Raw genomic sequence first — 25,043 nt, 5'->3', positions numbered from 1 at the left:
TGGTTTTGACGTGCCTGCATCATGCGGGCCTGTCTCCTGACAGAGCGACCATAAGATCATGAGGAAAACTGAAAGTTCTGGCCTCATTCGGCCGGATCGTCGGCGCGTGCTGCGTGGCTGCGGCGCTGCGCTGCTGACAGCGGCGGCAGGGGGATGTGCCGGCCCTGAGCCTGCGCCTGCGCCGGAAGCAACTGCCGAGGGTATGCCGGAGCTGCGTGGCAGCTGCTTTGCCCTGAACGTAGCGCGCTATTCCGTTCGCCGTGGCGGAAGACGTGCGTCGGCGACATTGGTGAATGCTTCTCTGCCGGGGCCGGTGCTGCGCATGCGGGAGGGGGATGAGGTTGCCATCGCCGTCACCAATACGCTGGATGAGCCGACCTCCATTCACTGGCATGGTCTGCGAGTCCCTGCCTCCATGGATGGTGTGCCTGGGCTGAGCTTCAGGGGGATTCCGGCGGGAGAGACGTTTACGTATCGCTTTCCGCTGAAGCAGTCCGGCACGTACTGGTACCATGGTCATTCCGGCTTTCAGGAGGCGACCGGCCTGTATGGCGCGTTGGTGATCGCGCCGCATGACGAGGCGCCGGATTATGACCGCGACTATGTCATCATGTTGAATGACTGGTCTGATCTGGCCCCTGAGACCATTGTCAGCACGCTGAAATTCCAGAGCGATGCCTATAATTTCCGTCAGCGCACGCTGGGCACCTTTATCGCCGATGCACGCCAGAATGGCTTGCATCAGGCTGTATCGGATCGGCTCGCCTGGGGAAAGATGCGGATGGGGCCGACGGATATTTCGGATGTCAGCGGCAATGCCTATGCGTATCTGCTCAATGGCCGGGGTGTGGATGACCATTGGCACGGGCTGTTCAGGCCGGGTGAACGGGTGCGTCTGCGCTTCATCAATGCTGCCTCAATGACCAATTTCGACATCCGGATTCCGGGCCTGGTCATGACCGTGGTGGAGGCGGACGGCAACGCGGTACGTCCGGTTATGGTCGATGAGTTCCGCATCGGCGTGGCCGAGACCTATGATGTGCTGATCCAGCCCGGTAACGCGGCCTACACGATTTTCGCGCAGAGTCAGGACCGGACAGGCTATGCGCGTGGCACCCTCGCACCGCATCCCGATATGGACGGGTTGGTGCCGCCAATGGATCCCCGCCCGCTGCGCACCATGAAGGATATGGGCATGGGCGACATGGACATGAACACTATGGACATGGGGGATATGGGCGCAGGCATGGAGCACCATGGCATGGCGGCCCATGGTACGGAGAATAATTCCGGCACGGACGGTATGGCTCATCCGCCGCCAGAGGCCGTGTCCTCTCCCGCATCTTCTGCTCCGGCCCATCATCATGCGCACAGCATGGAGGGGATGGAAGAGATGGACGGCATGGATATGCCGGATATGCCCATGCATCACATGCCGATGCATCATGGGGATTCCGTCCATCATGGCACCCTGCATGGAGACCATGCCGCGCCGGTCAGCGTACCCGGGAATACCGCACCCTCTCTTCCGGCTCCCTTGACACAGACCGGGCCGCATCCTGTGCCCGTAACGGTATACCGGACACCCCAGGTCGGAGAACTGGGGGTTGGCAGTCTTGCCCCTATGCCGGTACCGCGACTCCATGAGGCAGGCAGCGGGCTGGACGATAACGGACGCCGCGTCCTGCGCTACACCGATCTGAGAGCCGCGCGACCGGCCCCTCCGGGACGGGAGCCGGATCGGGAGATCCAGTTGCATCTGACTGGCAATATGGAGCGCTATATCTGGGGCTTTAACGGCCAGAAATTTTCTCACGCGCCTTCGATTCGTCTGCGGCTGGGGGAGCGTGTCCGCTTCATCCTGATCAACGATACGATGATGGAGCATCCGATCCACCTCCATGGTCTATGGAGCGAACTGGAGAACGGAACCGGCGCGGATCGTCCCTTCAAACACACCATTCTGGTCAAGCCGGGTGAGAGGCTGACCACCTGTGTTGATGCCGATACGCCGGGCCTGTGGGCGTTTCATTGCCATCTGCTCTATCACATGGAACTGGGCATGTTCCGCACCGTGGTGGTGTCATGAACTGCCTGAGGCGTATCCCTCATGCGGTGCTGTTGCTGTCGCTGATTCTGCTGACAGGTGGAACGGCCTTGGGGGCGGGGATGGAAATGCAGGCCACAGGTAGAGACGGCCCCGTCTACCTGCCGGGCGGGCCGATGCCGGCGATGGATGATCAGGTTTATCTCCATGCCCTGCTGGAGCAGGCTGAACATCGTATGGCCGGTACGAATCAGGTTTTTACCTATGAGGGAGAGGCATGGCTCGGTACGGATGAGAACAAGCTCTGGCTGAAATCGGAAGGCACGGTCGGCCAAGGGGGCGGTTTTCAGGATGCGCGGCATGAGGTGCTGTATGATCGCCCGTTCTCGACCTATTTCGACTGGCAGGCCGGATGGCGGATCGACCTTGATAATGGACCGACGCGCCAATGGGCGGCTTTCGGGGTGCAGGGACTGACCCTGTATTTCTTCGATCTGGAGGCTACCGCCTATCTGGGGACAGATGGCCGAGTCGCGGCGCGGGTGGAGGCGTCCTACGATCTTCTGCTCACCAACCGGCTGATCCTCCAGCCGCGTCTGGAGACGAACTGGTATGGTCAATCCGACCCCGCACGGGGGCTGGGGGCCGGGGTGTCGAATCTGGAGGCTGGGGTCAGGCTCCGATACGAATTTGCCCGGACCTTCGCCCCATATCTGGGGATGGTGTATCAGGGGGCCTTCGGGCGCACCGGAACATTCCAGCAGCAGGGACAGGCTGCGGACAGCATGCGGTTCCTGTTTGGTCTGCGTCTCTGGTTCTGATCGTAAGGGGGCTGATCTGAATGGCCCCCCTGTATTTCCCCTGATCGTGTTCAATAAGCATAGGCGGGGGCCATCTGCATCCTCGGCTGGGGCGGGAAGGTATTACCGCGGGCAATCATGCATTGCCCGTAATTCATGTCGTAATTCTGCTGTAGCGAGGTTGAGGATTGCCGCGCATTCGAACTGCCGAGCAGCCCCCCTCCTGCAAGGCCTGCTCCTGCGCCGATCGCAGCCCCCATACCGGCATTGCCTGCGGCCACTCCAATCAATGCACCGGTCGCTGCTCCCAGGGCCGTGCCAATGGCGGCCGTGCCGACGGCGCTGTTGGCGGCGCCTTTTTGTGGGGAGACAAAGCCGTTCCGCTGAGAGGCGTAATAGCGGCATGTCATATCGTCATTCTGGAACTGCTCCAGCGTTTTCCCTTTGCCGGGGAGGGCGGCAATACTTGGTCCTTCCGGCGGAGAGACGGTACAGGCGCATAGCGCAGTGACAGCGAGCAGGGCCAGGGATAGCAAGAGCGGCTGGCGGGACATTCTATCCTCTCCTCATTTTGGCGAAGCCGTGGCTTCCGTTCCATTTTAACGCATATGCGCCCTATTACGGCATCCTGATGGCAGAAAAACAGAGACCGCTCCGGTTCGGCAGATATAGGGAGCGGCGCGATATTGTCTTCGACGGTGATCAATGGCCTGCTACGCAGCGCGCCGGAGCGGTGTCTTCCGGCGAGGGACAACCAGACAGGACAGAGTCAATGAAAGAACTGTTCCCAGGCGCCGTCTATGCCCCTGCAGGGGAGGGGGACCAGACCGGGCCAAAGCCACTTACGCTCACGAAAAAGATCGACATTGCCGCTCCGGCGGACGCGGTGTGGGCCATCATCTCGGAATTCGGAGATATCACCTGGCTCCCGCTGGTGAAGTCCAGCAGTGCCGACCGGGGTAATACTCCCGGTTCGATCCGGGTGCTGGATCTCGGCGGCCCCAGGATCACGGAAGAGTTGACGGACTATGATTCGGCTGCCCGCAGCTACAGCTACAAATTCACACCGGATGCGGAAAATACGCAGATCGTGCCTGCGGGTGACTACCGTTCGACCATCACGGTTGAGGCGGTCGGGGCTGGGGCGCGAATCGTATGGCAGGGATTTTTCACCCGTCTGTCGCCGCTCGACACGCCGCCCGCTGGACAAGGAGACGAGGATGCGATCACAGCCGTGACCGGGGTGTATGATGCGGGCCTCACTGCACTGAAGCAGAAGGCAGAAGGTTGATATTTTGACAGTCAGCTTATCAAAAAGGGGGCCGGAAGGCCCCCCTTTTTTCATGCTGAGTTTATCAGATCGGGCGCTGATCAGTGCTCGTCGTCGTTGCCGTCGGTCTCGACTTCCACCTCGATGGTGTCATCGTCGCCGTCTTCGAGATCGGAGGTATCCTCCAGCACATCCTCATCAGTGTCGTCGGCATCGACGGCATCTGTATCGGCATCGTCAACAACCCCGATCTTCTTGGGTTTGTCATCCAGCAGCACACCCGGCACGCGGCGGGGGCGGGGCTGGTCCAGCGGCTGTTCCGCGCCGCATTTCGGGCAGATGGCGGGGGATTTCAGCAGATCGTAGAAACGGGTTCCGCATGAAACGCAGACCCGCTTGGTGCCAAGTTCGGGTTTTACCATGGGAAATGCGGCCTCGTGATCGTGGGGAGGGATAAAAATTCGGCTGACGCGCAGGACAGGGCGCGCCCCATGCCACCGCTTCGCCCTTCTGTCAAACCGTTCTGTCATGCTATCGCGCATGGATGAGCGAAAATCACAGCGAAGGGGCCTCTCGCCCCGTCATCAGCCGCCGTCCTGCCGCCGGGTTGCGGGCTGATCATCCGGTCCATGTTCCCGGGGATAAATCCATCAGCCATCGTGCATTGATGATCGGTGCGCTGGCGGTCGGAGAGACGCGTATATCCGGCCTGCTGGAGGGGGAGGATGTGCTGCGCACCGCCGCCGCTATGCGGGCGTTGGGGGCCGAGGTGGTGCGGGATGCGCCCGGTTCGTGGCGCGTCGCCGGTCGCGGCATTGGCGGCCTGACGGAGCCTGCGGATGTACTGGACATGGGCAATTCGGGCACGGCGGCGCGATTGCTGACAGGTGTGCTGGCCAGCCATGATCTGTTTGCGGTGATGACGGGCGATGCCAGCCTGCGCAAACGCCCCATGCGCCGGGTGACTGATCCGCTTGCGGCTTGCGGCGCCGGTTTTCACACCCGCTCCGGCGGCAGGTTGCCGATGGCGGTGCATGGCACGGGGGAGGCTCTGCCACTGCATTATCGCCTGCCGGTCGCCTCTGCCCAGGTGAAATCGGCGATTCTGCTGGCCGGTCTGAATGCACGCGGGGAGACAGTGGTGGAAGAACCGCACGCCACCCGTGATCACAGCGAAAATATGCTGCGCCATTTCGGGGCGAATGTGCAGGTGGAGCCGACCGGGGATGGTGCAGGCCGCATCGTTCGCTTGCAGGGGCAACCGGAATTGCGGGCTGCCGATATCGTGGTGCCTGCCGATCCATCCTCGGCGGCTTTTCCGCTGGTGGCGGCCTTGCTGGTGCCGGGGTCGGAAATCACTCTGGCCGGGGTAGGCCTCAATCCGCTGCGCACCGGGCTGTTCGATACGCTGGTGGAGATGGGTGCTGCGCTGACCATCGCCAATCGCCGGATCGAGGGGGGGGAGCCGGTCGGCGACATCACCGTCCGGGCGTCCGCCCTGCATGGTGTGGCGGTGCCGCCGGAGCGTGCGCCGAGCATGATCGACGAATTCCCCATTCTCTCGGTTGCGGCGGCGGTGGCCTCCGGCACCACGCGCATGCGCGGTCTGGCAGAGTTGCGGGTCAAGGAGAGTGACCGGCTGGCGGCAACGGCGGCGCTGCTGTCGGTGAATGGTGTGCAGGTTGAGATTGAGGGCGATGATCTGATCGTCATCGGCTGCGGTGGTCCGCCGCCGGGGGGCGGGCTTGTCACCACGCATATGGATCATCGGCTGGCCATGTCGGCGCTGGTGCTGGGCCTGACCACGCAGGCGCCGGTGACGGCGGATGACGCAGCCTTCATCGACACGTCTTTCCCCGGTTTCGCCATGCTGATGACCGGGCTGGGGGCGGATTTCTCATGCGCCTGATCATCGCGGTCGATGGACCGGCCGCGGCAGGCAAGGGCACGCTGGCGCGCCGGCTGGCATCGGCTTTCGGGCTGCCGCATCTGGATACAGGTCTGCTCTATCGTGCCGTGGGGCGGCTGGTGCTGGATGCGGGCGGTGATCCGGGCAGCCCTGCCGATGCGGCGCGGGCAGTATCGGTTCTGGTGCCGGAGACAGTGCAGCGCGGCGATCTGAGGGTGCCGGAGGTAGACCGTGCGGCCAGTCTGGTTGCTGCCGATCCGGCTGTACGGGCCGCGCTGCTGGATTTCCAGCGTGATTTCGCGGCACGGGAAGGGGCGGTGCTGGACGGGCGCGATATCGGCACGGTCGTGTGCCCGGATGCGCCGGTCAAGCTGTTCGTCACCGCCAGCGCCGAAGCGCGCCTGCAACGTCGCCTGCTGGAGTTGCGCAACCGGGGCGTAGCGGTGGAAGAACAGGCGCTGCGGGCCGAGATGCAGGCCAGGGACGAACGGGATGCGGCCCGGGACGTCGCACCCTTGCGTCCGGCAGAGGATGCGGAGGTGCTCGACACCACCCATCTGGACGCCGATGAGGCGTTTCAACGGGCGGAGCAGATCGTCCGTCGGAAATGGCCGCGATAAAACCGGCTGTCTCCCCTGCACGGCAGGCGGGGCAGCGGAGGCGGAATTTCCTTGACTTACGGGCATCAGTGGGCGTTTTTGCCGGCTGATTTCCGCCATGGCCCGACCTGTCCCGCCGCGGAAACCGGGACGCGCGATGATCGCGTGGTGCAAGGTCCGGCAAGCCGTGATCCCCGGCGCGTAACCCGCGCCCGGTGGTGTAGCGCCTTCCTTGATAGCCTCCGGGCTGTCAGTTCAAGGACATAGTTTTCCCACATGGCATCTTCCGCCACTGCTATCCAACAACAGGGTGACGAGGATTTCGCCGCCCTGCTCGACGAGACCCTGGGCCGTGACAGCGGCTTTGATGGCTCCGTCGTCAGCGGCCGCGTGCTGCGCATCGACCCCGAATTCGTGATCGTCGATGTGGGCCTGAAGTCTGAAGGCCGCGTCGCTCTGAAAGAATTCGGCCCTCCGGGTCAGAAGCCCGATGTGAAGCCCGGCGATGTCGTCGAGTTGTATGTCGAGCGTTACGAGGACCGTGACGGTTCCATCGTCCTGTCGCGCGAGAAGGCTCGCCGCGAGGAAGCATGGACCACTCTGGAAAAGGCTTTTGAAAGCGCCCAGCGCGTTCAGGGCACGATCTATGGTCGCGTGAAGGGTGGCTTCACCGTTGATCTCGGCGGCGCGGTCGCGTTCCTGCCGGGCAGCCAGGTCGATATCCGCCCTGTGCGCGATGTCGGTCCGCTGATGGGCACGCCGCAGCCTTTCCAGATTCTGAAGATGGACCGCGCGCGCGGTAACATCGTGGTCAGCCGCCGTGCGGTGCTGGAAGAGACTCGGGCCGAACAGCGCAGCGAGTTGATCCAGGGCCTGAAGGAAGGCATGATTCTGGATGGCGTGGTGAAGAACATCACCGATTACGGCGCGTTCGTGGATCTGGGCGGCGTTGATGGCCTGCTGCATGTCACGGACATCGCCTGGAAGCGCATCAATCACCCCAGCGAGGCCCTGCAGATCGGCCAGACCGTGAAGGTGCAGGTGATCCGCTTCAATTCCGACACGCAGCGTATCAGCCTGGGCATGAAGCAGCTCGAGGCCGATCCGTGGGAAGGTGTGGCGGCGAAGTATCCGCCGGGCGCGAAATACAGCGGCCGCGTGACCAATATCACCGATTACGGCGCATTTGTGGAACTGGAACCGGGCGTCGAAGGCCTGGTGCATGTCAGCGAAATGTCCTGGACGAAGAAGAACGTCCATCCGGGCAAGATCGTCGCGACATCTCAGGAAGTCGACGTGGTCGTGCTGGATGTGGACAGCTCCAAGCGCCGTATCTCCCTGGGTCTGAAACAGGTGCAGGGCAACCCGTGGGAGCAGTTCCTGGAAGAGCACCCGGTCGGGTCCGAGTTGGAAGGCGAGATCCGGAACATCACCGAATTCGGTCTGTTCATCGGCATCACCGCAGATATCGACGGCATGGTCCACATGTCCGACATCTCCTGGGACGATCAGAGCGAAACCGCTATGGCCGCCTACGAGAAGGGTCAGGTTGTGCGTGCCCGCGTGCTGGATGTGGATGTGGAGAAAGAGCGTATCTCCCTCGGCATCAAGCAGATGCATGAAGATCCCGCTGCCGGTCAGCTGGATGCGGTCCATCGCGGTGATGTCGTCACCTGCGTGGTGACGGCTGTGCAGGCCAACGGCATCGAAGTGAAGGTGGGTGACGTTCTGTCCGGCTTCATCCGTCGTGCGGAACTGTCCCGTGACAAGGCCGACCAGCGCCCTGACCGTTTCGCGGTTGGTGAAAAGGTGGATGCGAAGGTGACCGCGGTTGACCGCGCCGCCCGCAAGCTGCAGCTCACCATCAAGGGCAAGGAAGTCGAGGAAGACAAGGCGGCGATCGCCGAGTTCGGCTCCTCCGACAGCGGTGCGTCCCTGGGCGATATTCTGGGTGCCGCGATCCGTCGCCGGAACCTTCAGACCGACGCCTGATTGGCTTCGGCCATGATGGATACATCGTCCTGACCTTTACAGGTCAGGACGCAACTTGAAAGCCGGGGGTTACACCTCCGGCTTTTTTGTTATCTGAAAACGACTGTACTCCCCTTTTGCTGGCGCGATGATTTCGCCATTTTGGCGGTTATGACATCTGACCTTGCTTCCCGCCCGCCTGCGGCCCCCGATCAGGACTGGCTGATAGACCGCCATCATCTGAAGCGGCGTTTGCTGCTATGGAGGCTCGTGACGATTGGCCTGCTGGTGCTGGGGGGTCTGGCGCTGGTGAGAGCATTCCATGAGGTAGGATCGGGGCCGCATATCACCAGGATCAGGATCAGCGGTATAATCACCTATGACCGTCCCTTGCTGGAGGCGATCAGCCATGCGGCAGATGATTCTTCGGTAAAGGCGGTGATGCTGGAGATCAACAGTCCCGGTGGCACCGTCGCGGGGGGTGAGGCCCTGCACGATGCGCTGGCGCGGCTGGCAGCGCGCAAGCCGCTGGTGACGACCATGGAGAGTGTTGCGGCCTCCGCCGGTTATATGATCGCGGCGCCATCGGCACGGATTTTCGCGCGTCAGGCAACGTTGACGGGTTCCATCGGTGTGCTGATGCAATCAGCCGAACTGTCCGGCCTGCTTGGAAAACTGGGGGTCGGGTCCAACACCATCGTCTCCGGCCCGATGAAAGATCAGCCTAGCCTGACCGCGCCGCTCTCCCCGGAAGGGAGGCAGATGCTTCAGGGGATCGTCAACGATATGTACGACCAGTTCGTGACCATGGTTGCTCAGGGGCGGCATATGACGCCGGAGCATGTGCGCGCATTGGCGGATGGCCGACCTTACACCGGACGGCAGGCGCTGGCGCTTGGGCTGGTCGATCAGATTGGCGGTGAGCATGACGCGCGGGTCTGGCTGGCGAAAGAACGCCATGTTCCGGAAGACCTGCCGGTCAGGCCGCTCCATGAGCAGGCCGATCTGTATAAGCACTGGTTTGGCGGATGGCTGGGCAGTCTGGAAAATTTTGTAGAAAGTAAGTTATCTCAAGGTGTTAGCATTGACGGAGCCTGGGCGCTCTGGCAGCCTCGGCTTTAATGCGGTGATCGGTCCGGACCTGCTGGCGGGATTCGGTATCTCCAACCGGGCAGGGGAAAGCTGACATGACCAAATCGGAATTGATCGCGAGTCTGAAGGCCGATAATCCGCATCTGACGGAGCGCGATGTGGAAACCATTGTCTCCACGATTTTTGATGAGATTTCCAATGCTCTTGCCCGTGGTGCAAGGGTGGAGCTGCGTGGTTTCGGCGCTTTTACGATCAAACGACGGGATGCCCGGGTGGGGCGCAACCCGCGCACCGGAGAAACCGTTTCCGTCGATGAAAAAGTTGTCCCTTTCTTCAAGGCCGGAAAAGAACTGCGGGAGCGGGTCAATAACGGTACCCGCAAGAATGGCGGGTCTGCCGACGCCGTTTCCGGAGGCTGAGAGCATCCTGCTTCTGACTTTCGCGAGAGTCATCGCGTGACGGGAAAAAACTGATGCGTCTGTTGATTGCCTTGCCGTTTCTGATCCTGCTGGTGCTGTTCACGCTCTCGAACACCACCACGGTTCATATCGGGCTGTGGCCGACCGATTACGGGGCTGATCTGCCGTTTTCCATTGCCGTGCTCAGTGCGATGGCGATCGCTTTTATTGCCGGTGGCTTGCTGACCTGGTTCTCTGCACTGGGACAGAGTCGCCGTGCCCGTCGGGCGGAAGCTCAGGTCAAGGCGCTGGAGGATCAGCTTGAAACCCTGCGCGAGACCCTGCGCCGTCAGGAGGCCGTTCTCTCCACCCCTGTCACAGCCAGCGCCCCTTTGCCTACTATTCAGTAACCTGTCCTGTCCTGTGATACGGGCAGCCCATTTTATTTCATAAAGACAGTCACGTCATGTCGCCTGATCGTATCGCGTCCGCTGGCTCCCTTCCCTTGCGGCGTGTCATTGTTTCCCTCGATACGCCGGACCCCGCCACCGCACGCGCATGGAATCAGGCTTTCACCCCGTATAGCGGGATGAGCAAGCTGGGGTTGGAATATTACCTGGCCAATGGTCCACAGGGCATGACGGGGTTTGAGGGGCCGATTTTTCTGGATCTGAAGCTGCATGATATTCCCAACACGGTCGCGGCCGGGGTGCGTTCGGTCCTGCCGCTGAAGCCCGCTTTGCTGACCGTGCATGCGGGTGGAGGCTCGGCAATGGTTGCCGCGGCGCGGAATGCGACAGGCGATGCGGCGGACCGGACCAGGATTCTGGCTGTTACCATTCTGACCAGTCTGGATGCGGAGGCTATTTCTGCGATCGGTTTTGCGGAAGACCCGGCGCAGCAGGTTCTCAGACTGGCAAAGCTGGCTGTAGCGGCGGGGGCTGACGGGCTGGTATGCAGCGCGCATGAAGCCGCCCTGCTAAGGGCGGAACTGGGGCCAGAGCCTCTACTGGTCGTACCCGGTATCCGCCCGGTGTGGAGCGAAGCGGGTGATCAGTCCCGCACCATGACTCCGCGTGCCGCCATTGAGGCCGGGGCGGATTATATCGTGGTCGGGCGTCCCATTACGCAGGCGGCCGATCCGGCGGCGGCTGCCTCTTCCATTGCGGCAGATATTGCGGGGCTTTGAAGGATCATGGTTGCTCAGGTCAAAATCTGCGGATTGAACAGCGCAGCGTCGGTTGCGGCTTCCATCGCGGGGGGCGCGGACTATCTTGGATTCGTGTTCTTTCCGCCCTCTCCACGGGCTGTGACGGCGCAGGAGGCGGCTTCCCTCGCGGCCCCCATTGCCCAGCCGCTGCGGAAAGTGGGGTTGTTCGTTAATCCGCGTGATGGAGAGATTGAGGCCGTCCTGCGTGAGCTGCCACTGGATATCATCCAGCTTCATGATGTCCCTGTGGCGCGTGCCCTCCAGTTGCGAGAACAGCTTGCTTTACCCGTCTGGCGGTCTGTGGGAATTGCGGCAGCGGATGATCTGCCACGCGATTCCGGGGGTGTGGATGCCCTGCTGCTGGATGCTAAGCCGAGGCCCGACGCTGCTCTGCCGGGTGGAAACGGACAGGCTTTCGACTGGTCGATCCTTGCGGATTTTGCGCCATCCTTCGCGTGGATACTCGCGGGTGGGTTGACCCCGGATACGGTCGCTGAGGCGGTGCGCCGCACAGGTGCGCCTATTGTCGACGTTTCATCAGGAGTGGAACAGTCACGTGGACGCAAGGATCCGGCGCTGATCCGCTCCTTCCTCTCGGCAGTGCGTAACGCCTGAGCCGGCAACCCGCGCAGGGGTCGGCCATTGAACGGACGGATCAGATGGGTACGACACCAGGAACGGAACTTCCCAATGCCGCTGGCGAGCATGTGGTGGAGGTTTCCCGCACCGGATATGAGCTTCTTTCCGATCCGTTGCTGAACAAGGGAATGGCGTTTTCCGAGGAGGAGCGCACTGCCTTCCATCTGCATGGCCTGCTGCCGCCGCATGTCGGTAATCTGGATGAACAGGTCAACCGCCGTCTGACAGCCTTCAGGGAGCTTAAATCCCCGATCAACCGCTATATTTTTCTGCGTGATTTGCAGGATACCAACGAAACGCTGTTTTACGCGCTGTTGTCACGTAACCTCGAAGAAATGATGCCGGTCGTCTATACGCCGACCGTCGGGCTGGGATGTCAGAATTTCTCCCGCCTGTTCCGCAAGCCACGCGGACTGTTTCTGTCACCGCCGCATCAGGATCAGATCGACGAGATTCTGTCCCATCCGCGTTTCGATCATGTACAGGTGATTGTGGTCAGTGATGGCGAGCGTATTCTCGGGCTTGGCGATCAAGGCGCGGGAGGCATGGGTATCCCGATCGGGAAGCTGGCGCTCTACACTGCCTGCGGGGGGATTCCGCCCTGGGCGACGCTGCCGATCCTGCTGGATACCGGTACGGATAACAAGGAACGTCATGACGATCCGCTGTATATCGGCTGGCGGCATGAGCGTATCCGGGGCGAGGCGTATGATTCGTTCATTGATACTTTCGTGGGCGCAGTGCAGCGGCGCTGGCCGCATGTTCTGCTGCAATGGGAGGATTTCGCCCGTCCCAATGCAGGGCGGCTGCTGACGAAATATCGTGACCAGCTTTGCACCTTCAACGACGACATTCAGGGTACGGCCTCCGTGACGGTCGGCACCTTGATGGCGGCGGCCTCTGTGGCCGGTGTACCGATGAAAGACCAGCGTATCGTCGTGGTCGGTGCCGGCTCCGCAGGTGTCGGTATTGCGCGGATGCTGCGTCAGGCGATGATCGAGGAAGGGGTGCCGGAGCACGAAGCCCATCGCCGCTTCTTCCTGGTGGATCGCGACGGCTTGCTGCGGGAAGGTGATAATGACCTGGCCGCTTTCCAGCAGGAATTCGCCGTTTCCGCCGATGTGCTGAGCCATTGGGATGATCGGGAAAAACCGGGGCTGGAAGCGGTAATCCGCAACGCGCATCCGACCACATTGATCGGTGTGTCCGGCCAGCCCGGCCTGTTTACCGAGGCCGCGATTCGGGAAATGGCGCAGCATGTTGCCCGCCCGGTGATTTTCCCCCTCTCCAATCCGACGGCCAATGCGGAGGCGACACCAGCCGATCTGTTGGCCTGGACGGATGGGCAGGCGATTATCGGCACGGGGAGCCCGTTCGATCCGGTGCAGCTCAATGGTCGCACCATTATGATCGACCAGACCAATAACTCCTATATTTTCCCCGGCGTCGGGCTTGGTGCCATTGCCTCTCGCGCCGAGCATGTGACGGATGCCATGTTCCTTGCGGCAGCCCGGGCATTGGCGGAGATGTCTCCGGCCCGCACCGATCCGGTTCTGCCCTTATTGCCGCATCTGGCCAAAATGCGCGACGTGTCCCGGCATGTGGCCGTCGCGGTCGGGCTGTGCGCCATGCGGGATGGTCAGGCCGAGCCATGCGATGAAGAAACCCTGCGTGACAGAGTGGATGACCTGATGTGGGAGCCGCGATATCCCACCTATCGCCGGGTTGAGCCGAAGCGTTGAAATGGATCATAAAACGGCCATAAAGCGTCTTCAGGAGCGATCTCCTGATTTGCGTGAGCGCCGTTCTGCTTTAAGAGCAGCAGATTACTCCGTGTTGTATGACAATATGGCGCGGCTCTGAAATGCATCCCAGCCGGCGAGTATAGCCATCGTGTCCATAGCCAGTTCCCTTCCGAACTCCTATCGCTCCGGTCCGGACGATCATGGGCGGTTCGGTCCGTTTGGCGGCCGCTTTGTGGCGGAAACGCTGATGCCTCTGATCCTTGAGGTGGAAAAGGCATGGCGGGCGGCGCGGAATGATGCGGCGTTCAACGCGGAACTCGATCTGCTGCTGAAAAATTACGTGGGCCGTCCCAGCCCGCTCTGGTTCGCGAAACGCCTGACGGAGGAGTTGGGCGGTGCGCAGGTATGGCTGAAGCGGGAAGAGCTGAACCATACCGGCAGCCACAAGGTGAATAACTGCCTTGGCCAGATCCTGATCGCCCGTCGTATGGGCAAGACCCGTATCATCGCCGAGACAGGGGCCGGCCAGCATGGGGTGGCGACGGCGACGGTCTGTGCGCTGTTCGGCCTGCCCTGCACCATCTATATGGGCGCGGTCGATGTTGAACGGCAGAAGCCCAACGTGTTCCGCATGCGTCTGCTGGGGGCGGAGGTCAAGGCGGTAACCTCCGGTGCCGCGACGCTCAAGGATGCAATGAACGAGGCTTTGCGCGACTGGGTCGCCAATGTGTCGGATACGTATTACCTGATCGGCACGGTCGCCGGGCCGCATCCGTATCCGGCGATGGTGCGTGATTTCCAGAACATCATCGGTGAGGAAACCCGCGCCCAGATGCTGGCGGAGACCGGACGCCTGCCGGATGTGGCGACGGCCTGTATCGGCGGCGGCTCCAACGCGATGGGCTTGTTTCATCCGTTCCTGGACGATCCATCCGTGCGGCTGATCGGGGTCGAGGCCGGAGGACACGGCGTTGAAACCGGTGAACATGCCGCCAGCCTGACAGGTGGTCGCCCCGGCGTGCTGCACGGGAACCGAACCTATCTGTTACAGGATGCGGAAGGGCAAATTCTGGAAGGCCATTCGATTTCCGCGGGCCTCGATTATCCGGGCATCGGGCCGGAGCATGCATGGCTGCACGAAACCGGCCGTGTCGAATATGTCTCCGCAACCGATCAGGAGGCGCTGGGTGCGTTCCAGCTTCTGACCCGCACGGAAGGCATTATTCCTGCGCTGGAACCGAGTCATGCTTTGGCGTATGTCCGCAAGCTCGCCCCGACTCTGGGGAAGGACAAAACCATTGTGGTCAATCTGTCGGGCCGGGGGGATAAGGATATCTTCACCGTTGCCGAGCATCTGGGGGTCAAGCTGTGAGCCGTATCCAGACGCGTTTCGCGGCGCTGAAGCGTGACGGACGCGGTGCACTGATCCCGTTTATCGAGGCGGGTGACCCTGATGCTGAAACCAGCCAAACATTGTTGCGTGGCCTGCCAGCGGCGGGCGCCGATCTGATCGAGATCGGTGTGCCGTTCACCGACCCGATGGCGGATGGTCCGACCATCCAGCGCGCCGGACGGCGTGCGCTGGAGGCCGGTGCCACGCTCGCCAAAACTCTGGCGATGGTCGAGACCTTTCGGCAGCAGGATCAGGATACGCCGATCATTCTGATGGGGTATCTTAACCCGATTGAAACTTACGGCCATGAGCGGTTCTGCGTCGATGCCGCCGCGGTCGGGGTGGATGGGCTGATCATCGTCGATCTGCCGACCGAGGAAGCTGATCTGGTGCTGCCTTTCGCCACTGCGAACGGGCTGGATGTGATCAGGCTGGTTGCGCCGACCACGGATGATGCACGTCTGCCGCATGTGCTGAACGGCTCGTCCGGTTTCGTCTATTACGTCAGCATCACCGGCATCACCGGCACTGTCACCGCGAGTGCGGAGCAGCTGGCGCAGAATATGCCGCGTTTGCGGCGCGTGACAGACCTGCCGGTTGCGATCGGTTTTGGTATCCGCAATCCGGCGCAGGCCGCGGAGGCCGTGCGGCAGGGAGATGCCGCCATCGTTGCCTCCGCGCTGATCGATACGCTGGCTGCAACATTGGATGATGGGCGCGCCACTGATCGCACCGTGCCTGCGGTGCTGGATCAGGTCCGCCAACTGGCCGAGGCTGTGCGCAGCGCCCGCCTCTCCCCCCGAGGAGCCTGACATGAGCTGGTTGACCGAATATGTGCGTCCGAAAATCCGCACCCTGCTGGGGCGCAGGGATGTGCCGGACAATCTCTGGGTACAGTGCCCTGCCTGTCAGCAGATGATCTTTGCCAGAGATCTGGAAAAGAATCAGCGCGTCTGCACCCATTGCGACCATCACATGCGCGGTACCGCGCTGGAGCGTCTGAAATGGACGCTGGATGAGGGTTATACACGGATCGAACTGCCGAAAGCGCCGCAGGATCCTCTGCGTTTCCGTGATTCCAAACGCTATACGGATCGTTTGCGTGATGCGCGGGAAAAGACGCATCTCGATGACGCCATCGTTGTGGCCCATGGCACGATTGAGGGTCAGAAAGCAGTCGTCGCGGCCATGGCGTTCGAGTTCATGGGTGGCTCCATGGGTGCGGCCGTCGGCGAGGGCATTGTGGCAGCCGCTCAGCTGGCGGTGTTGCAGAAAGCGCCGTTCATTATTTTCACCGCGTCAGGCGGCGCCCGTATGCAGGAAGCGGCAATCAGCCTGATGCAGATGCCCCGCACCACCATTGCCACGCGCATGGTGAAGGAAGCCGGGCTGCCGTTCATTGTCGTACTGACCGATCCCACCACCGGCGGTGTGACCGCCAGCTTTGCCATGCTCGGTGACATCCAGATTGCCGAGCCGAAAGCCTTGATCGGCTTCGCAGGTGCGCGCGTGATTGAGGATACGACCCGTGAAAAACTGCCGGAAGGCTTCCAGCGTGCTGAATTCCTGCTGGAACACGGGATCGTCGATATGGTGGTGCGCCGGGCGGATATGCGCGCGACCCTGTCGCGTGTGATCGCCTTGCTGACGGAGGGGGTGACCCTGCCAAAGGTGGAAAGCGCAGCCTCCCTCACAGAGGCGAAGCAGCCTGCCCGCACGGCGGATGCCTGATCAGGCCGTCTGTCGCCAGCAATTCATTCCATTGAGGCCGAAGGCATGAGCAAAGGTCGCACCGAAGCGGTGATCGAGCGGCTGCACGGTTTGCACCCGAAGATGATCGACCTGTCGCTGGGTCGGCTTGAAGCCCTGCTGGAGAAGCTGGGTCATCCGGAGCGGTCGCTGCCGCCGGTCGTGCATGTCGCCGGGACCAATGGCAAAGGCAGCACCTGCGCTTTCCTCCGTGCACTGGCCGAGGCGGCGGGGCAGCGTGTGCATGTCTATATTTCTCCCCATCTCGTCCAGTTCAACGAGCGTATCCGTCTGGCCGGAGAACTTGTTTCCGAGCCGGTTCTGGTCGAGGCTCTGGAGGAGGTGGAGCGCGTCAATGCCGGGGCTCCAATCACCGTTTTCGAGGTCATCACGGCGGTCGCTCTGCTGTTGTTCAGCCGCGTTCCGGCGGATCTGTGTGTGGTGGAGGTCGGGCTTGGCGGCCGCTTCGATGCCACCAATGTCGTGACGCCGGTGGTCAGTGCAATTGCCTCGATTTCCATCGACCATCGTGAATATCTGGGCGACGACATCAGGGGCATTGCAGCGGAGAAAGCCGGGATTCTTAAATCCGGTGCCCCAGGCGTGACTGGCCTGCAACAGCCGGAAGTGCTGGAAGTGCTGGATCGGGAGGCTGCGAAACAGGGTGTTTCTCTGTTGGCCCGGGATCGTGACTGGCATATCGCGCGGCATGGGAACGGCTTGCGCTATAGTGATGCGGATGGCGCGGTTGATCTGCCGCTCCCCGCGCTGCCAGGTGAGCACCAGTTAGACAATGCCGGGATTGCCGTTGCGGCGATGCGGGCGGCGGCAAAAACCGCTATCCCGTTGTCATGGCTGGCGGAAGGGTTGGCACGGGCGGAATGGCCTGCGCGGATGCAGCGTCTGACCGGTCTGTTGGCAAAGGATTTACCGGATGGCTGGGAGTTATGGCTGGATGGCGGCCATAATCCGGGGGCGGGCGTGATGCTGGCGGGTCATCTGCGCGGCTGGAAAGATCGTCCGGCCCATGTCATTGTCGGTATGAAACAGGCGAAAGATGCCGGGCAGTTTCTGGCCTCGGTCCTGCCGGAGGCCGACACCGTCTGGGCCATTGCCGAGCCGGGTCAGTATCTGGCGCTGCCGGTGGAGGCAATTGTCCGCGCTTCGGGCGGCAAGGCGATTCCCGGTCCGACTGTGCGGGAGGCTATGGCCGCTATCCTGAAGCAGGCAGAGGCGGGTAGTGTCCCGGGCCGCATCCTGATTTGCGGCAGCCTGTATCTGGCGGGTGAAATCCTGAAGCTGGATCAGGGTCTGGCCTGATTTCCACAGGCTCATACGAACCGGGCCGGGCTGAACGCCCGGCCCTCTGTCGATACGGATCAGATATTCCCGCTGACCCACTGCTTCAGCGCGCTTTTCGGCAGGGCGCCGACCTGCTTGGCGATCGGTTGACCGTCCTTGAACAGAATCAGGGTCGGAATGCCGGTGACGCCATAGCGATTGGGGCTGTCCGGGTTTTCGTCGATATTCACCTTGGCGACTGTCAACTTGCCGGTATTCTCTGCGGCGACTTCTTCCAATGCCGGAGCGATCATACGGCACGGGCCGCACCACTCGGCCCAGAAATCCACCAGCACCGGCCCGGATGCACCCAGCACATCGGTTTCGAAGGTGGCATCCGTGACGGGTTTCGTATGCTCGCTCATGGGCAGTCTCTTTTCGATCATTGATCCCGTGGCATCCTTGTCAGACGGGATCCTGTTTGTTGATGGGCATCTAAGCAGGCAAGTGGGGCAGGCACCCGGTTTGATCAAGTCTTTTGATCAAACGCAGGCATAGCGACGCCGGGTGCATGCGGGTCCAGCAACTCTGATGGCAGTGTGTCGATCCGACCGGTTTCCGTCCATATCAATGCGCATAGAACATCCCTGTCTGGATAGATTGAAGACAGTACCGCCCGGTAGGCTGCCATCTGCCGCAGATACAGCACCGGTGTCTCTGGGATGCTCACAGGGGGGCGCCGGTTCGTCTTGTAATCCGCGATCAGGATACGCTCCGGCAACACGGCCAGCCGGTCCACGATGCCACCAATCACCTGTGGTTTGTCAGCCGGGCCGATCACCCCCGTCAGCGGCACTTCACCCCGCCCGTCAGCGCCGAACAATGCTGCAAGGCGGGGATGATCGAGAATAGCGCCGATCTGCTTTGCCACATGATCGGCTTCCGAAGGCAGGGTCTGTAAGAGGAACCGCTTCATGGCGGCCTCACGTTCCTTGGCAGGCAACAGCGGCAGATGTTGCAGCAGTTGATGAATCACCTGTCCGCGCCGGAATCGCGCGCGTCGGTCGGCGATCAGCGGTGAGTCGGCGGCCGGTACGGGGCCGAGATCGGTATTGTCGGGGCGGCTTGGTGCGAGCGGCTCGGGGCGCACAGGCTCCGCAGGACGGGGGGCAGGCTGCCAGTCAGGAGCCTGCCCCATCCATGCGGGTGGGGCTTGAACGGAGGTAGAGATGTCGGTGCGTGCCTGCTGTGCGGCACGCTGTTGCGGGGAGGTCAGGCGGATTACCTCGCCATGATCTGTCCCGACGGTTTCGGCGTCCGGCAGGCGTTCCATCCCGCGCCGGATGGCGGCGTACCAGCTTTCATCCGGGGGCGGCCTGTTCTCCTTCCCCAGCCAGCCGCACACCAGCACCCGGTCTCTGGCACGGGTCAGCGCGACGTAGAGAAGTCGATTGTATTCCTCCTGTCGTGCGGTCTGTTCCTTTGCCTCCAGTATGGCGAAGCGGTCGCACTGGAAATCCTGATTGGGCTTCCACAGCGGCACCGACAGGCCGGTTTCCGGGTCCTCCGTCCAGAGAATGCTGTTCTCCGTACGAGGGGTGGAGACAGTATCAGGCAGGATGACGATGGGGGCTTCCAGGCCCTTGGAGCCATGCACCGTCATGATACGGACGGCCTGGCTGCCTGATGACATTTCGCGTTTGACCTCCGGCGCGGAGCGGCGCAGCCAGTGGACGAAGCCCTGTAATGAGGGTGGATGAAGCTGCGCATAGCGCATCGCGGCGTTCAGCAGCTCGTCGATCGGCTCGGCCGCTTCTGCGCCCAGACGCGCGAACAGGCGCGCCCGCCCGCGATGCCGGACCAGTGCTGCACTGAGCAGGGCATGGGGCGTGGTGTAATCCACCTGCCCAAGCATGTCTTCGAGAAAACTGGCGGCCTGATCCCACGCCGTGCGTTCTTTCCGGCGTTTTCTCAGCGTATCCCACAATGTGTCCTGGCGGCCCAGCGCCAGTGCCATCAGCGAGTCGTCGCTCAGGCCACCCAGCGGGCTGGTGAGCAGACAGGCCAGCGCCATATCGTCATCAGGCAGCAGCAGCGTGTCGCACAGGGCCAGCAGATCGGCCACGGCAGGCTGGCTGGTCAGGGGCAGCCGGTCCAGCCCCGCCACCGGCACGCCCTTCAGCTTCAGTGCCCGTTCCAGCAGAGGGGCGAAAGGTTTGCGCCGGCGCAGCAGGATCAGATAATCTCCCGCATGGATCGGACGGTTTTCACTCTGCAGGGTCTGGCCGATCTGGCTGGCGATCCAGTCCGCGAGCCGTCCCGCCAGCAGACTGGCGGCGGTGGTATGGGTGCCGTATTCCTCGGCAGGCTGCCATGCGGGGCGGGTTGGGGTTTCCGGGGTCTGCACTGGCTCCCAGATTTCTACTGTGCCTGCATCCTCGGCGCGGTCAGGCAGGTGGCGCAGGTTTTCTTCTGGTTCGATGACGCCCTGACGGGCCAGCGGATCGGCGAATACCGCATCGGTCAGGGCCAGCACCGGGGCGGTGGAGCGGAAGGAAACCGTCAGGGGCCGGTCGCGCCATTCGTACCCAACCTGCCGCACACGTTGCGCCATGATGCCGCGCCAGTGCCGGAAAGCATGCGGGTCGGCCCCCTGAAACGAGTAGATCGACTGTTTCGGATCGCCCACAGCAAAGACAGTCCGGGGTTTCCCCTGTTCGGCGCGATCATCAAGGCCGGCAAAAAACTCCGCCGTCAGGGTTCCGGCAATCTCCCACTGTTCCGGAGCGGTATCCTGCACTTCATCCAGCAGCAGATGGTCGATGCCGCCATCCAGCTTGTACAGCACCCAGGCAGCGCCGGGTTCTCTCAGCAACGCGCTGGTGCGCCCGATCAGATCGGAGAAATCAACCAGCCCGCGCCGTGCCTTGTCCTTTGCGTAGGCTTCGGCCACCGGGATCGCCAGCCGGGTCAGGGCAGCGGAGAGGGAGGCAAGCCTGATCGCATGCAAGGTCTGACGGATTGAGACGATCCGGTGCGACTCATCAACCAGAGTCTCCCGGGAGGTATCGGCGCTGGTGCCCCGATTGGCCTTGTTTTCGTTGAACAGGGTTTTCGGGCTGGACGGTTCCCCTTTGGCGGTCAGGAACAGGCTGGCCCATTCTTCCCAGCGTGCCTGACGTTCGGCAGGCGACAGGGACAGCCACGCGAGCATCTGGCATGCCCTTTCCCGCACGGTGTTCGATCCGTTTTCGAACGCATCCCGCGCTGCCTCACGGATTTTGCCGATGGCGGGCCACTCGACGGCGGCGGCCAGCAAGGCTTCTTCCCCCTGATGGCCCGGCACGCCCAGCGCCCGGCGTTGGGCGGCTTCCAATCCCGCCAGAGATGGGGCCAGCCGGTTCAGGCGGTCCGGTTCGATATGCAATCCGGCGGAGAGCATGCCGAATGTCTGAAGGCTGATCTGGCCGGAGAGCAGGGACAGGGAGGCATGATCCACCGTCGCTGCCAGCATCGTCTCCTGAGCTTCCTGACGGGTGACTTCCTGCTCAGCCGGCTCGATCATCTTGAAATGAGGACTCAGTGCGGCTTCCAGCGGAAAGCGCCGCAGCAGAGACTGGCAGAAAGCATGGATCGTCTCGATCCGCATGCCGCCGGGCAGATCCAGCACCTGCGCAAACAGGGCGCGCGCCCTCAGCCTGGCTGTATCGTCCGGCGTGACGGCCAGCGCAGTCAGCGCCTGATCCAGCGCCGCATCGCTCATCGTCACCCATGCGCCCAGTCTTGATCGCAGACGGATCGCCATTTCCGCCGCCCCGGCCTTGGTGAAGGTGAGGCACTGAATCCGCCCCGGATGGGCGCCGGAGAGCATCAGGCGCAGCAGCCGGTCTGTCAGCAGCTTGGTTTTGCCCGACCCGGCAGAGGCACTGACAAAAGCAGAAACGATGGGGTCGGAGGCATCGCGCTGATTGCGTTCCGCTTCATCGCGGGGAGAAAACGCGGCGCTCATGAGTCGTCACCCTCCGCCCATTCCGGCACACGGGCCAGATGCGCATAGGCATCCATTGGCCCATGGCCGGGGGCAAAAGGTTGTGCCAGATAGGGAAAATCCGGATCGTCATAGCGCATGACCAGATCGCGCAGCTTCTCGGCCGCCAGTTGCGCCTGTTCCTCGGCCCATGTGGCGGGGGCTTTCCTGCCGAGAATGATTTCCTCGCCGGCGACACGGCCGCCACTGAGCCGCCAGTACACCAGTTCGGACGGATAGTGCGCCGGTACATCAGGGAAGGCCCCTGCCTTCATCATCGCGGCTTCCAGCGGCAGTTGTGGAGCCTCGCCGCTCAGGATCGCCGGGGCAGAGGGAACCGTGCCGGTTTTGTAATCGAGCAGACGGATACTGCCATCCTGCCTGATCTCGATCCGGTCGGCCCGGCCTTTCAGCGTGAAGGGGCCGCCCGGGAAAGCCGGCAAATGCCAAACGCCTGAGGTTTCGGTATGGATTTTCGTCTCTCGCTGCTCCTGGGTTGCCACCCAGGCGGCGATCCGGTCGAGACGCGGCAGCCACCAGCTTCGCAGGGCCGGACGAGGATTGTGGCGGTCCAGCGCGACCCGGAATGCCGTGCGCAGGGCGGCCAGCAGGTCACCGGGCCATTGCCGGGCGGCATCTTCCAGAAAACACTGCATGCCATCATGCACGATCATGCCGAAATCGGCGGCATCAGTATCCTGTTCCAGCGGATCAAGCGGTTTCAGCTTCAGGATACGCTCCGCATAAAGTCGATAAGGGTCGGTCAGCCAGCGCCCTATTTCCGTCACACTCAGGCTGCGAGGACGTGATCTGCGGGGCGGGCAGGGGCGAGGCGGCCTGACCGGGGTGGGCCGTTCCGGTTGATCCAGAATTCTGGCCCAGGCGGTGGCGGGGTGGGTCGGCAGATGTTTCCCATGTCCCTTCAGCAGCGCGTCGATCCGTGCCAGCCAGCGTGCTGTGACGACAGGCGCCCCTTCCCGCCGGGCGGGGCAGGACAGGATCGCCATGGAGGCGCTGCATGCCGCCTGCACGAAATCATGAGCTGCCTGACCGATGATCTGCTCGGCGCTCGGCAGCCCGACCCGACGGCGCATCGGGCGGCTCATCCATGGGCCGGGATCCGTGGCGGGGGGCCATACCCCCTCGCTCAGACCGCCCAGCACGGCGACATCCACATGCTGAAGCTGTGCTTCCAGCAGGCCCCAGATAAACAGCCGCGGATGTTCCGCACCGTTCTCGCCGAAGCGGCGCAGGGCACGGCGGCTGCGGACGGCGATGCCTTCCATGACTGCGTCAAACAGGCCCGGCAGCGTATCGGGCGGTTGCGGCGGCAGCACCGTCAGGGCGGGCAGCGTCTCCGCCAGCAGTATGGCCAGCGCCTCCCCTTCCTCCAATGCCCACAAACGCTCGGCGCCGGATTGAGTATCGCTGGCGGCCACGGCTTCTCCGGCGCTCAGCAAGGCGCGCAGGTAGGCATGGGGCGCAAGCCTTTCCTGTGCCACGAGGTCGGTCAGGGGATGCAGCGCCTGTTCCAGCCGGTCGATCAGAGCGGCGGCTTCCGTTTCTCCGGTTTCGAAGACCGCACGCAGCCCGGACAGGCCCGGCGGAGGACGCGGGCCGCGCAGGGCGTGCTGCTCCAGCCCGCGGGCCGCATGCAGCGTCATCAGACGGTCCATGCCCAGCGCTGTCATGGGATGCTTCAGCAGGGATAGCAACGAGACCGGAGAGAAACCGCTCCGCACCGCTTCCGCCAGCAGGCGCAGGAAGAGGGCAGGGGGTGTTTCGGCAAGCGGTTCGCCAGCGCTGTCATCGGCGATGACGCCGAAACGGGCCAACTCGGTTGACACTCTCACCGCCAGCCCGCGATCCGGCGTGATCAGCGCGGCCCGCCGTCCCGGTGTCTCCAGCACATCCCGCAGGATCAGCGCGATGGCGACGGCCTCCTGCTGTTCATCCTCAGCTTCCAGACGGAACAAGGATTCGGAGGAAGGCGGAGTGGTTTCGCGCCAGAGCATCAGGGCTTCGGCAGGAAGCAGCGCCTGATGCAGCAGACGGGAGCGGTTAGCAGAGCGGGAAGGCTGGGGTGTCAATCCCCATGGTACTACATCATCCCGCCTTGCATCCATCATGGCCAGCAGGTCGCGCATACCTGCCTGTGGGTGAGAGGCCTCCAGCATGCTCCATGCTTCCTCCGCCATGGTCATGTCGAGTCCGGGCAGAATCACCATGCCCTGCTTCAGTCTGGCGATGGTTTTCAGCAGCATCGCCTCGGCCGGAGCCGCGCCGGAAATCCCCGCCGCCCAGAGACGTGTCGCAGGCGGATGATCCTGCCAGTGCGTCGCCTGAATCCGCAGCAGGGCGGCGTGCCGTTCCGCCGGATCGGTCAGCCCTTCCTCCGTCAGCCAGTCCGGCCAGGCACGGGTGACGATCTGAAGAAAGGTCAGTGTCGTCTGCCAGTGCGCTGCGAAGGATGGATCGACGGCATCAGGCAGGACGGTTGCCAGATCAATCCCGGCACGGGCAGCTTCATCCAGGAGTTTGGCCAGTTCTCTGGCCAGCATCCATGCACTATCCGCCGACAGGGCCGGGTCTGGTAATGCCAGAATCAGCCGTGTCAGCTCCGCCAGACGGCGGGGCATGTCCACGGCGGGCGGCAAATCCAATGCGCCATGCAGGGCCAGCGGTGTTTCGTCAAGCGCGCCGAGGGCCGTGATACGTGGCAATAGCAACGGGCGACCGTTGGAGATACGCAGAAACGCATCGGCCAGCGCCCGGGCAGCACGCCGTGTCGGCAGCAGGATGATGCCATCAGCCGTATCAAGCGGCCTCTGCTCACCCTCACCCAGCCAGGCAGCCGCGACAGTGTCGAGAAACGGCCAGTCCGGCGGGATCGAGGTGATGCGCATGGTGCTG

21 protein-coding genes are annotated in these 25,043 nt (G+C 62.7%); 16 read left to right on the top strand and 5 right to left on the bottom strand.

Annotated elements, in window-relative coordinates; translation table 11 throughout:
* The first annotated feature begins 58 nt into the window (after positions 1–58).
* Positions 59–2,089, top strand: a complete 2,031-nt coding sequence (locus GbCGDNIH6_RS10110) for a copper resistance system multicopper oxidase (protein ID WP_072563783.1) — start codon at positions 59–61, stop codon at positions 2,087–2,089.
* Positions 2,086–2,868 (top strand): copper resistance protein B, encoded by a 783-nt coding sequence (locus GbCGDNIH6_RS10105; RefSeq protein WP_081370089.1) that lies wholly within the window; start codon positions 2,086–2,088, stop codon positions 2,866–2,868. The genes GbCGDNIH6_RS10110 and GbCGDNIH6_RS10105 overlap by 4 nt, the downstream gene beginning before the upstream one ends.
* Before the next feature lie 50 nt (positions 2,869–2,918).
* Here GbCGDNIH6_RS10105 and GbCGDNIH6_RS10100 read toward each other — a convergent pair whose 3' ends face one another.
* Positions 2,919–3,401, bottom strand: coding sequence for a glycine zipper domain-containing protein (locus GbCGDNIH6_RS10100; protein ID WP_072563782.1), 483 nt, complete (start codon positions 3,399–3,401; stop codon positions 2,919–2,921).
* A 218-nt stretch (positions 3,402–3,619) separates the two neighbouring features.
* Between GbCGDNIH6_RS10100 and GbCGDNIH6_RS10095 the strand changes: the two genes are divergently transcribed.
* Positions 3,620–4,138, top strand: coding sequence for an SRPBCC family protein (locus GbCGDNIH6_RS10095; RefSeq protein WP_072563781.1), 519 nt, complete (start codon positions 3,620–3,622; stop codon positions 4,136–4,138).
* An 80-nt stretch (positions 4,139–4,218) separates the two neighbouring features.
* Here GbCGDNIH6_RS10095 and GbCGDNIH6_RS10090 read toward each other — a convergent pair whose 3' ends face one another.
* The gene (locus GbCGDNIH6_RS10090) at positions 4,219–4,539 is read right to left on the bottom strand and encodes a TIGR02300 family protein (protein WP_025287348.1); all 321 of its coding nucleotides are present in this window, start codon (positions 4,537–4,539) and stop codon (positions 4,219–4,221) included.
* A gap of 122 nt (positions 4,540–4,661) precedes the next feature.
* On the opposite strand from GbCGDNIH6_RS10090, the gene aroA reads away from it, so the two are divergent.
* The 13 genes from aroA to GbCGDNIH6_RS10025 all read left to right on the top strand — a co-directional run bounded on the left by aroA (position 4,662) and on the right by GbCGDNIH6_RS10025 (position 18,142).
* The gene (gene aroA / locus GbCGDNIH6_RS10085) at positions 4,662–6,026 is read left to right on the top strand and encodes a 3-phosphoshikimate 1-carboxyvinyltransferase (RefSeq protein ID WP_072563780.1); all 1,365 of its coding nucleotides are present in this window, start codon (positions 4,662–4,664) and stop codon (positions 6,024–6,026) included.
* Positions 6,017–6,646 (top strand): (d)CMP kinase, encoded by a 630-nt coding sequence (gene cmk, locus GbCGDNIH6_RS10080; protein WP_072563779.1) that lies wholly within the window; start codon positions 6,017–6,019, stop codon positions 6,644–6,646. Before aroA ends, cmk begins: the two co-directional genes overlap by 10 nt.
* A 255-nt stretch (positions 6,647–6,901) precedes the next feature.
* Positions 6,902–8,617, top strand: a complete 1,716-nt coding sequence (gene rpsA / locus GbCGDNIH6_RS10075) for a 30S ribosomal protein S1 (protein ID WP_025287345.1) — start codon at positions 6,902–6,904, stop codon at positions 8,615–8,617.
* A 150-nt stretch (positions 8,618–8,767) separates the two neighbouring features.
* Positions 8,768–9,718: a signal peptide peptidase SppA gene (gene sppA / locus GbCGDNIH6_RS10070; protein WP_072563778.1), complete on the top strand. Its 951-nt coding sequence runs from the start codon at positions 8,768–8,770 to the stop codon at positions 9,716–9,718.
* Positions 9,719–9,783: 65 nt separating this feature from the next.
* Entirely contained in the window at positions 9,784–10,107 is a 324-nt protein-coding gene (locus GbCGDNIH6_RS10065) for an integration host factor subunit beta (RefSeq protein ID WP_025287343.1), read from the top strand.
* A 53-nt stretch (positions 10,108–10,160) separates the two neighbouring features.
* A complete protein-coding gene (locus GbCGDNIH6_RS10060) occupies positions 10,161–10,496 on the top strand; it encodes a LapA family protein (RefSeq protein WP_072563777.1) in 336 nt (111 codons plus the stop codon).
* Between the two features lie 56 nt (positions 10,497–10,552).
* A complete protein-coding gene (gene pyrF / locus GbCGDNIH6_RS10055) occupies positions 10,553–11,275 on the top strand; it encodes an orotidine-5'-phosphate decarboxylase (protein WP_072563776.1) in 723 nt (240 codons plus the stop codon).
* Positions 11,276–11,281: 6 nt separating this feature from the next.
* Positions 11,282–11,911 (top strand): phosphoribosylanthranilate isomerase, encoded by a 630-nt coding sequence (locus GbCGDNIH6_RS10050; protein WP_072563775.1) that lies wholly within the window; start codon positions 11,282–11,284, stop codon positions 11,909–11,911.
* 44 nt (positions 11,912–11,955) lie between these two features.
* The gene (locus GbCGDNIH6_RS10045) at positions 11,956–13,677 is read left to right on the top strand and encodes an NAD-dependent malic enzyme (protein WP_072563774.1); all 1,722 of its coding nucleotides are present in this window, start codon (positions 11,956–11,958) and stop codon (positions 13,675–13,677) included.
* 151 nt (positions 13,678–13,828) lie between these two features.
* The gene (trpB, locus tag GbCGDNIH6_RS10040) at positions 13,829–15,052 is read left to right on the top strand and encodes a tryptophan synthase subunit beta (protein ID WP_011632715.1); all 1,224 of its coding nucleotides are present in this window, start codon (positions 13,829–13,831) and stop codon (positions 15,050–15,052) included.
* Positions 15,049–15,885, top strand: a complete 837-nt coding sequence (trpA, locus tag GbCGDNIH6_RS10035; protein ID WP_072563773.1) for a tryptophan synthase subunit alpha — start codon at positions 15,049–15,051, stop codon at positions 15,883–15,885. The genes trpB and trpA overlap by 4 nt, the downstream gene beginning before the upstream one ends.
* A gap of 1 nt (position 15,886) precedes the next feature.
* Complete coding sequence (gene accD / locus GbCGDNIH6_RS10030) at positions 15,887–16,804, top strand: acetyl-CoA carboxylase, carboxyltransferase subunit beta (RefSeq protein ID WP_072563772.1); 918 nt, start codon at positions 15,887–15,889, stop codon at positions 16,802–16,804.
* A 45-nt stretch (positions 16,805–16,849) separates the two neighbouring features.
* A complete protein-coding gene (locus GbCGDNIH6_RS10025; protein ID WP_072563771.1) occupies positions 16,850–18,142 on the top strand; it encodes a bifunctional folylpolyglutamate synthase/dihydrofolate synthase in 1,293 nt (430 codons plus the stop codon).
* Between the two features lie 59 nt (positions 18,143–18,201).
* Here GbCGDNIH6_RS10025 and trxA read toward each other — a convergent pair whose 3' ends face one another.
* The 3 genes from trxA to addB all read right to left on the bottom strand — a co-directional run bounded on the left by trxA (position 18,202) and on the right by addB (position 25,036).
* Positions 18,202–18,528, bottom strand: a complete 327-nt coding sequence (gene trxA / locus GbCGDNIH6_RS10020) for a thioredoxin TrxA (protein ID WP_072564527.1) — start codon at positions 18,526–18,528, stop codon at positions 18,202–18,204.
* Positions 18,529–18,632: 104 nt separating this feature from the next.
* A complete protein-coding gene (gene addA, locus GbCGDNIH6_RS10015) occupies positions 18,633–22,112 on the bottom strand; it encodes a double-strand break repair helicase AddA (RefSeq protein WP_072563770.1) in 3,480 nt (1,159 codons plus the stop codon).
* Positions 22,109–25,036, bottom strand: a complete 2,928-nt coding sequence (gene addB, locus GbCGDNIH6_RS10010; protein ID WP_072563769.1) for a double-strand break repair protein AddB — start codon at positions 25,034–25,036, stop codon at positions 22,109–22,111. Before addB ends, addA begins: the two co-directional genes overlap by 4 nt.
* Positions 25,037–25,043 lie beyond the last annotated feature (7 nt).

The sequence above is a fragment of the Granulibacter bethesdensis genome, assembly GCF_001889525.1.
Taxonomy (GTDB): Bacteria; Pseudomonadota; Alphaproteobacteria; order Acetobacterales; family Acetobacteraceae; genus Granulibacter; species Granulibacter bethesdensis_C.
Note: the sequence above shows the minus strand (reverse complement) of the source record. Positions and strands in the feature narration are given on the sequence as shown.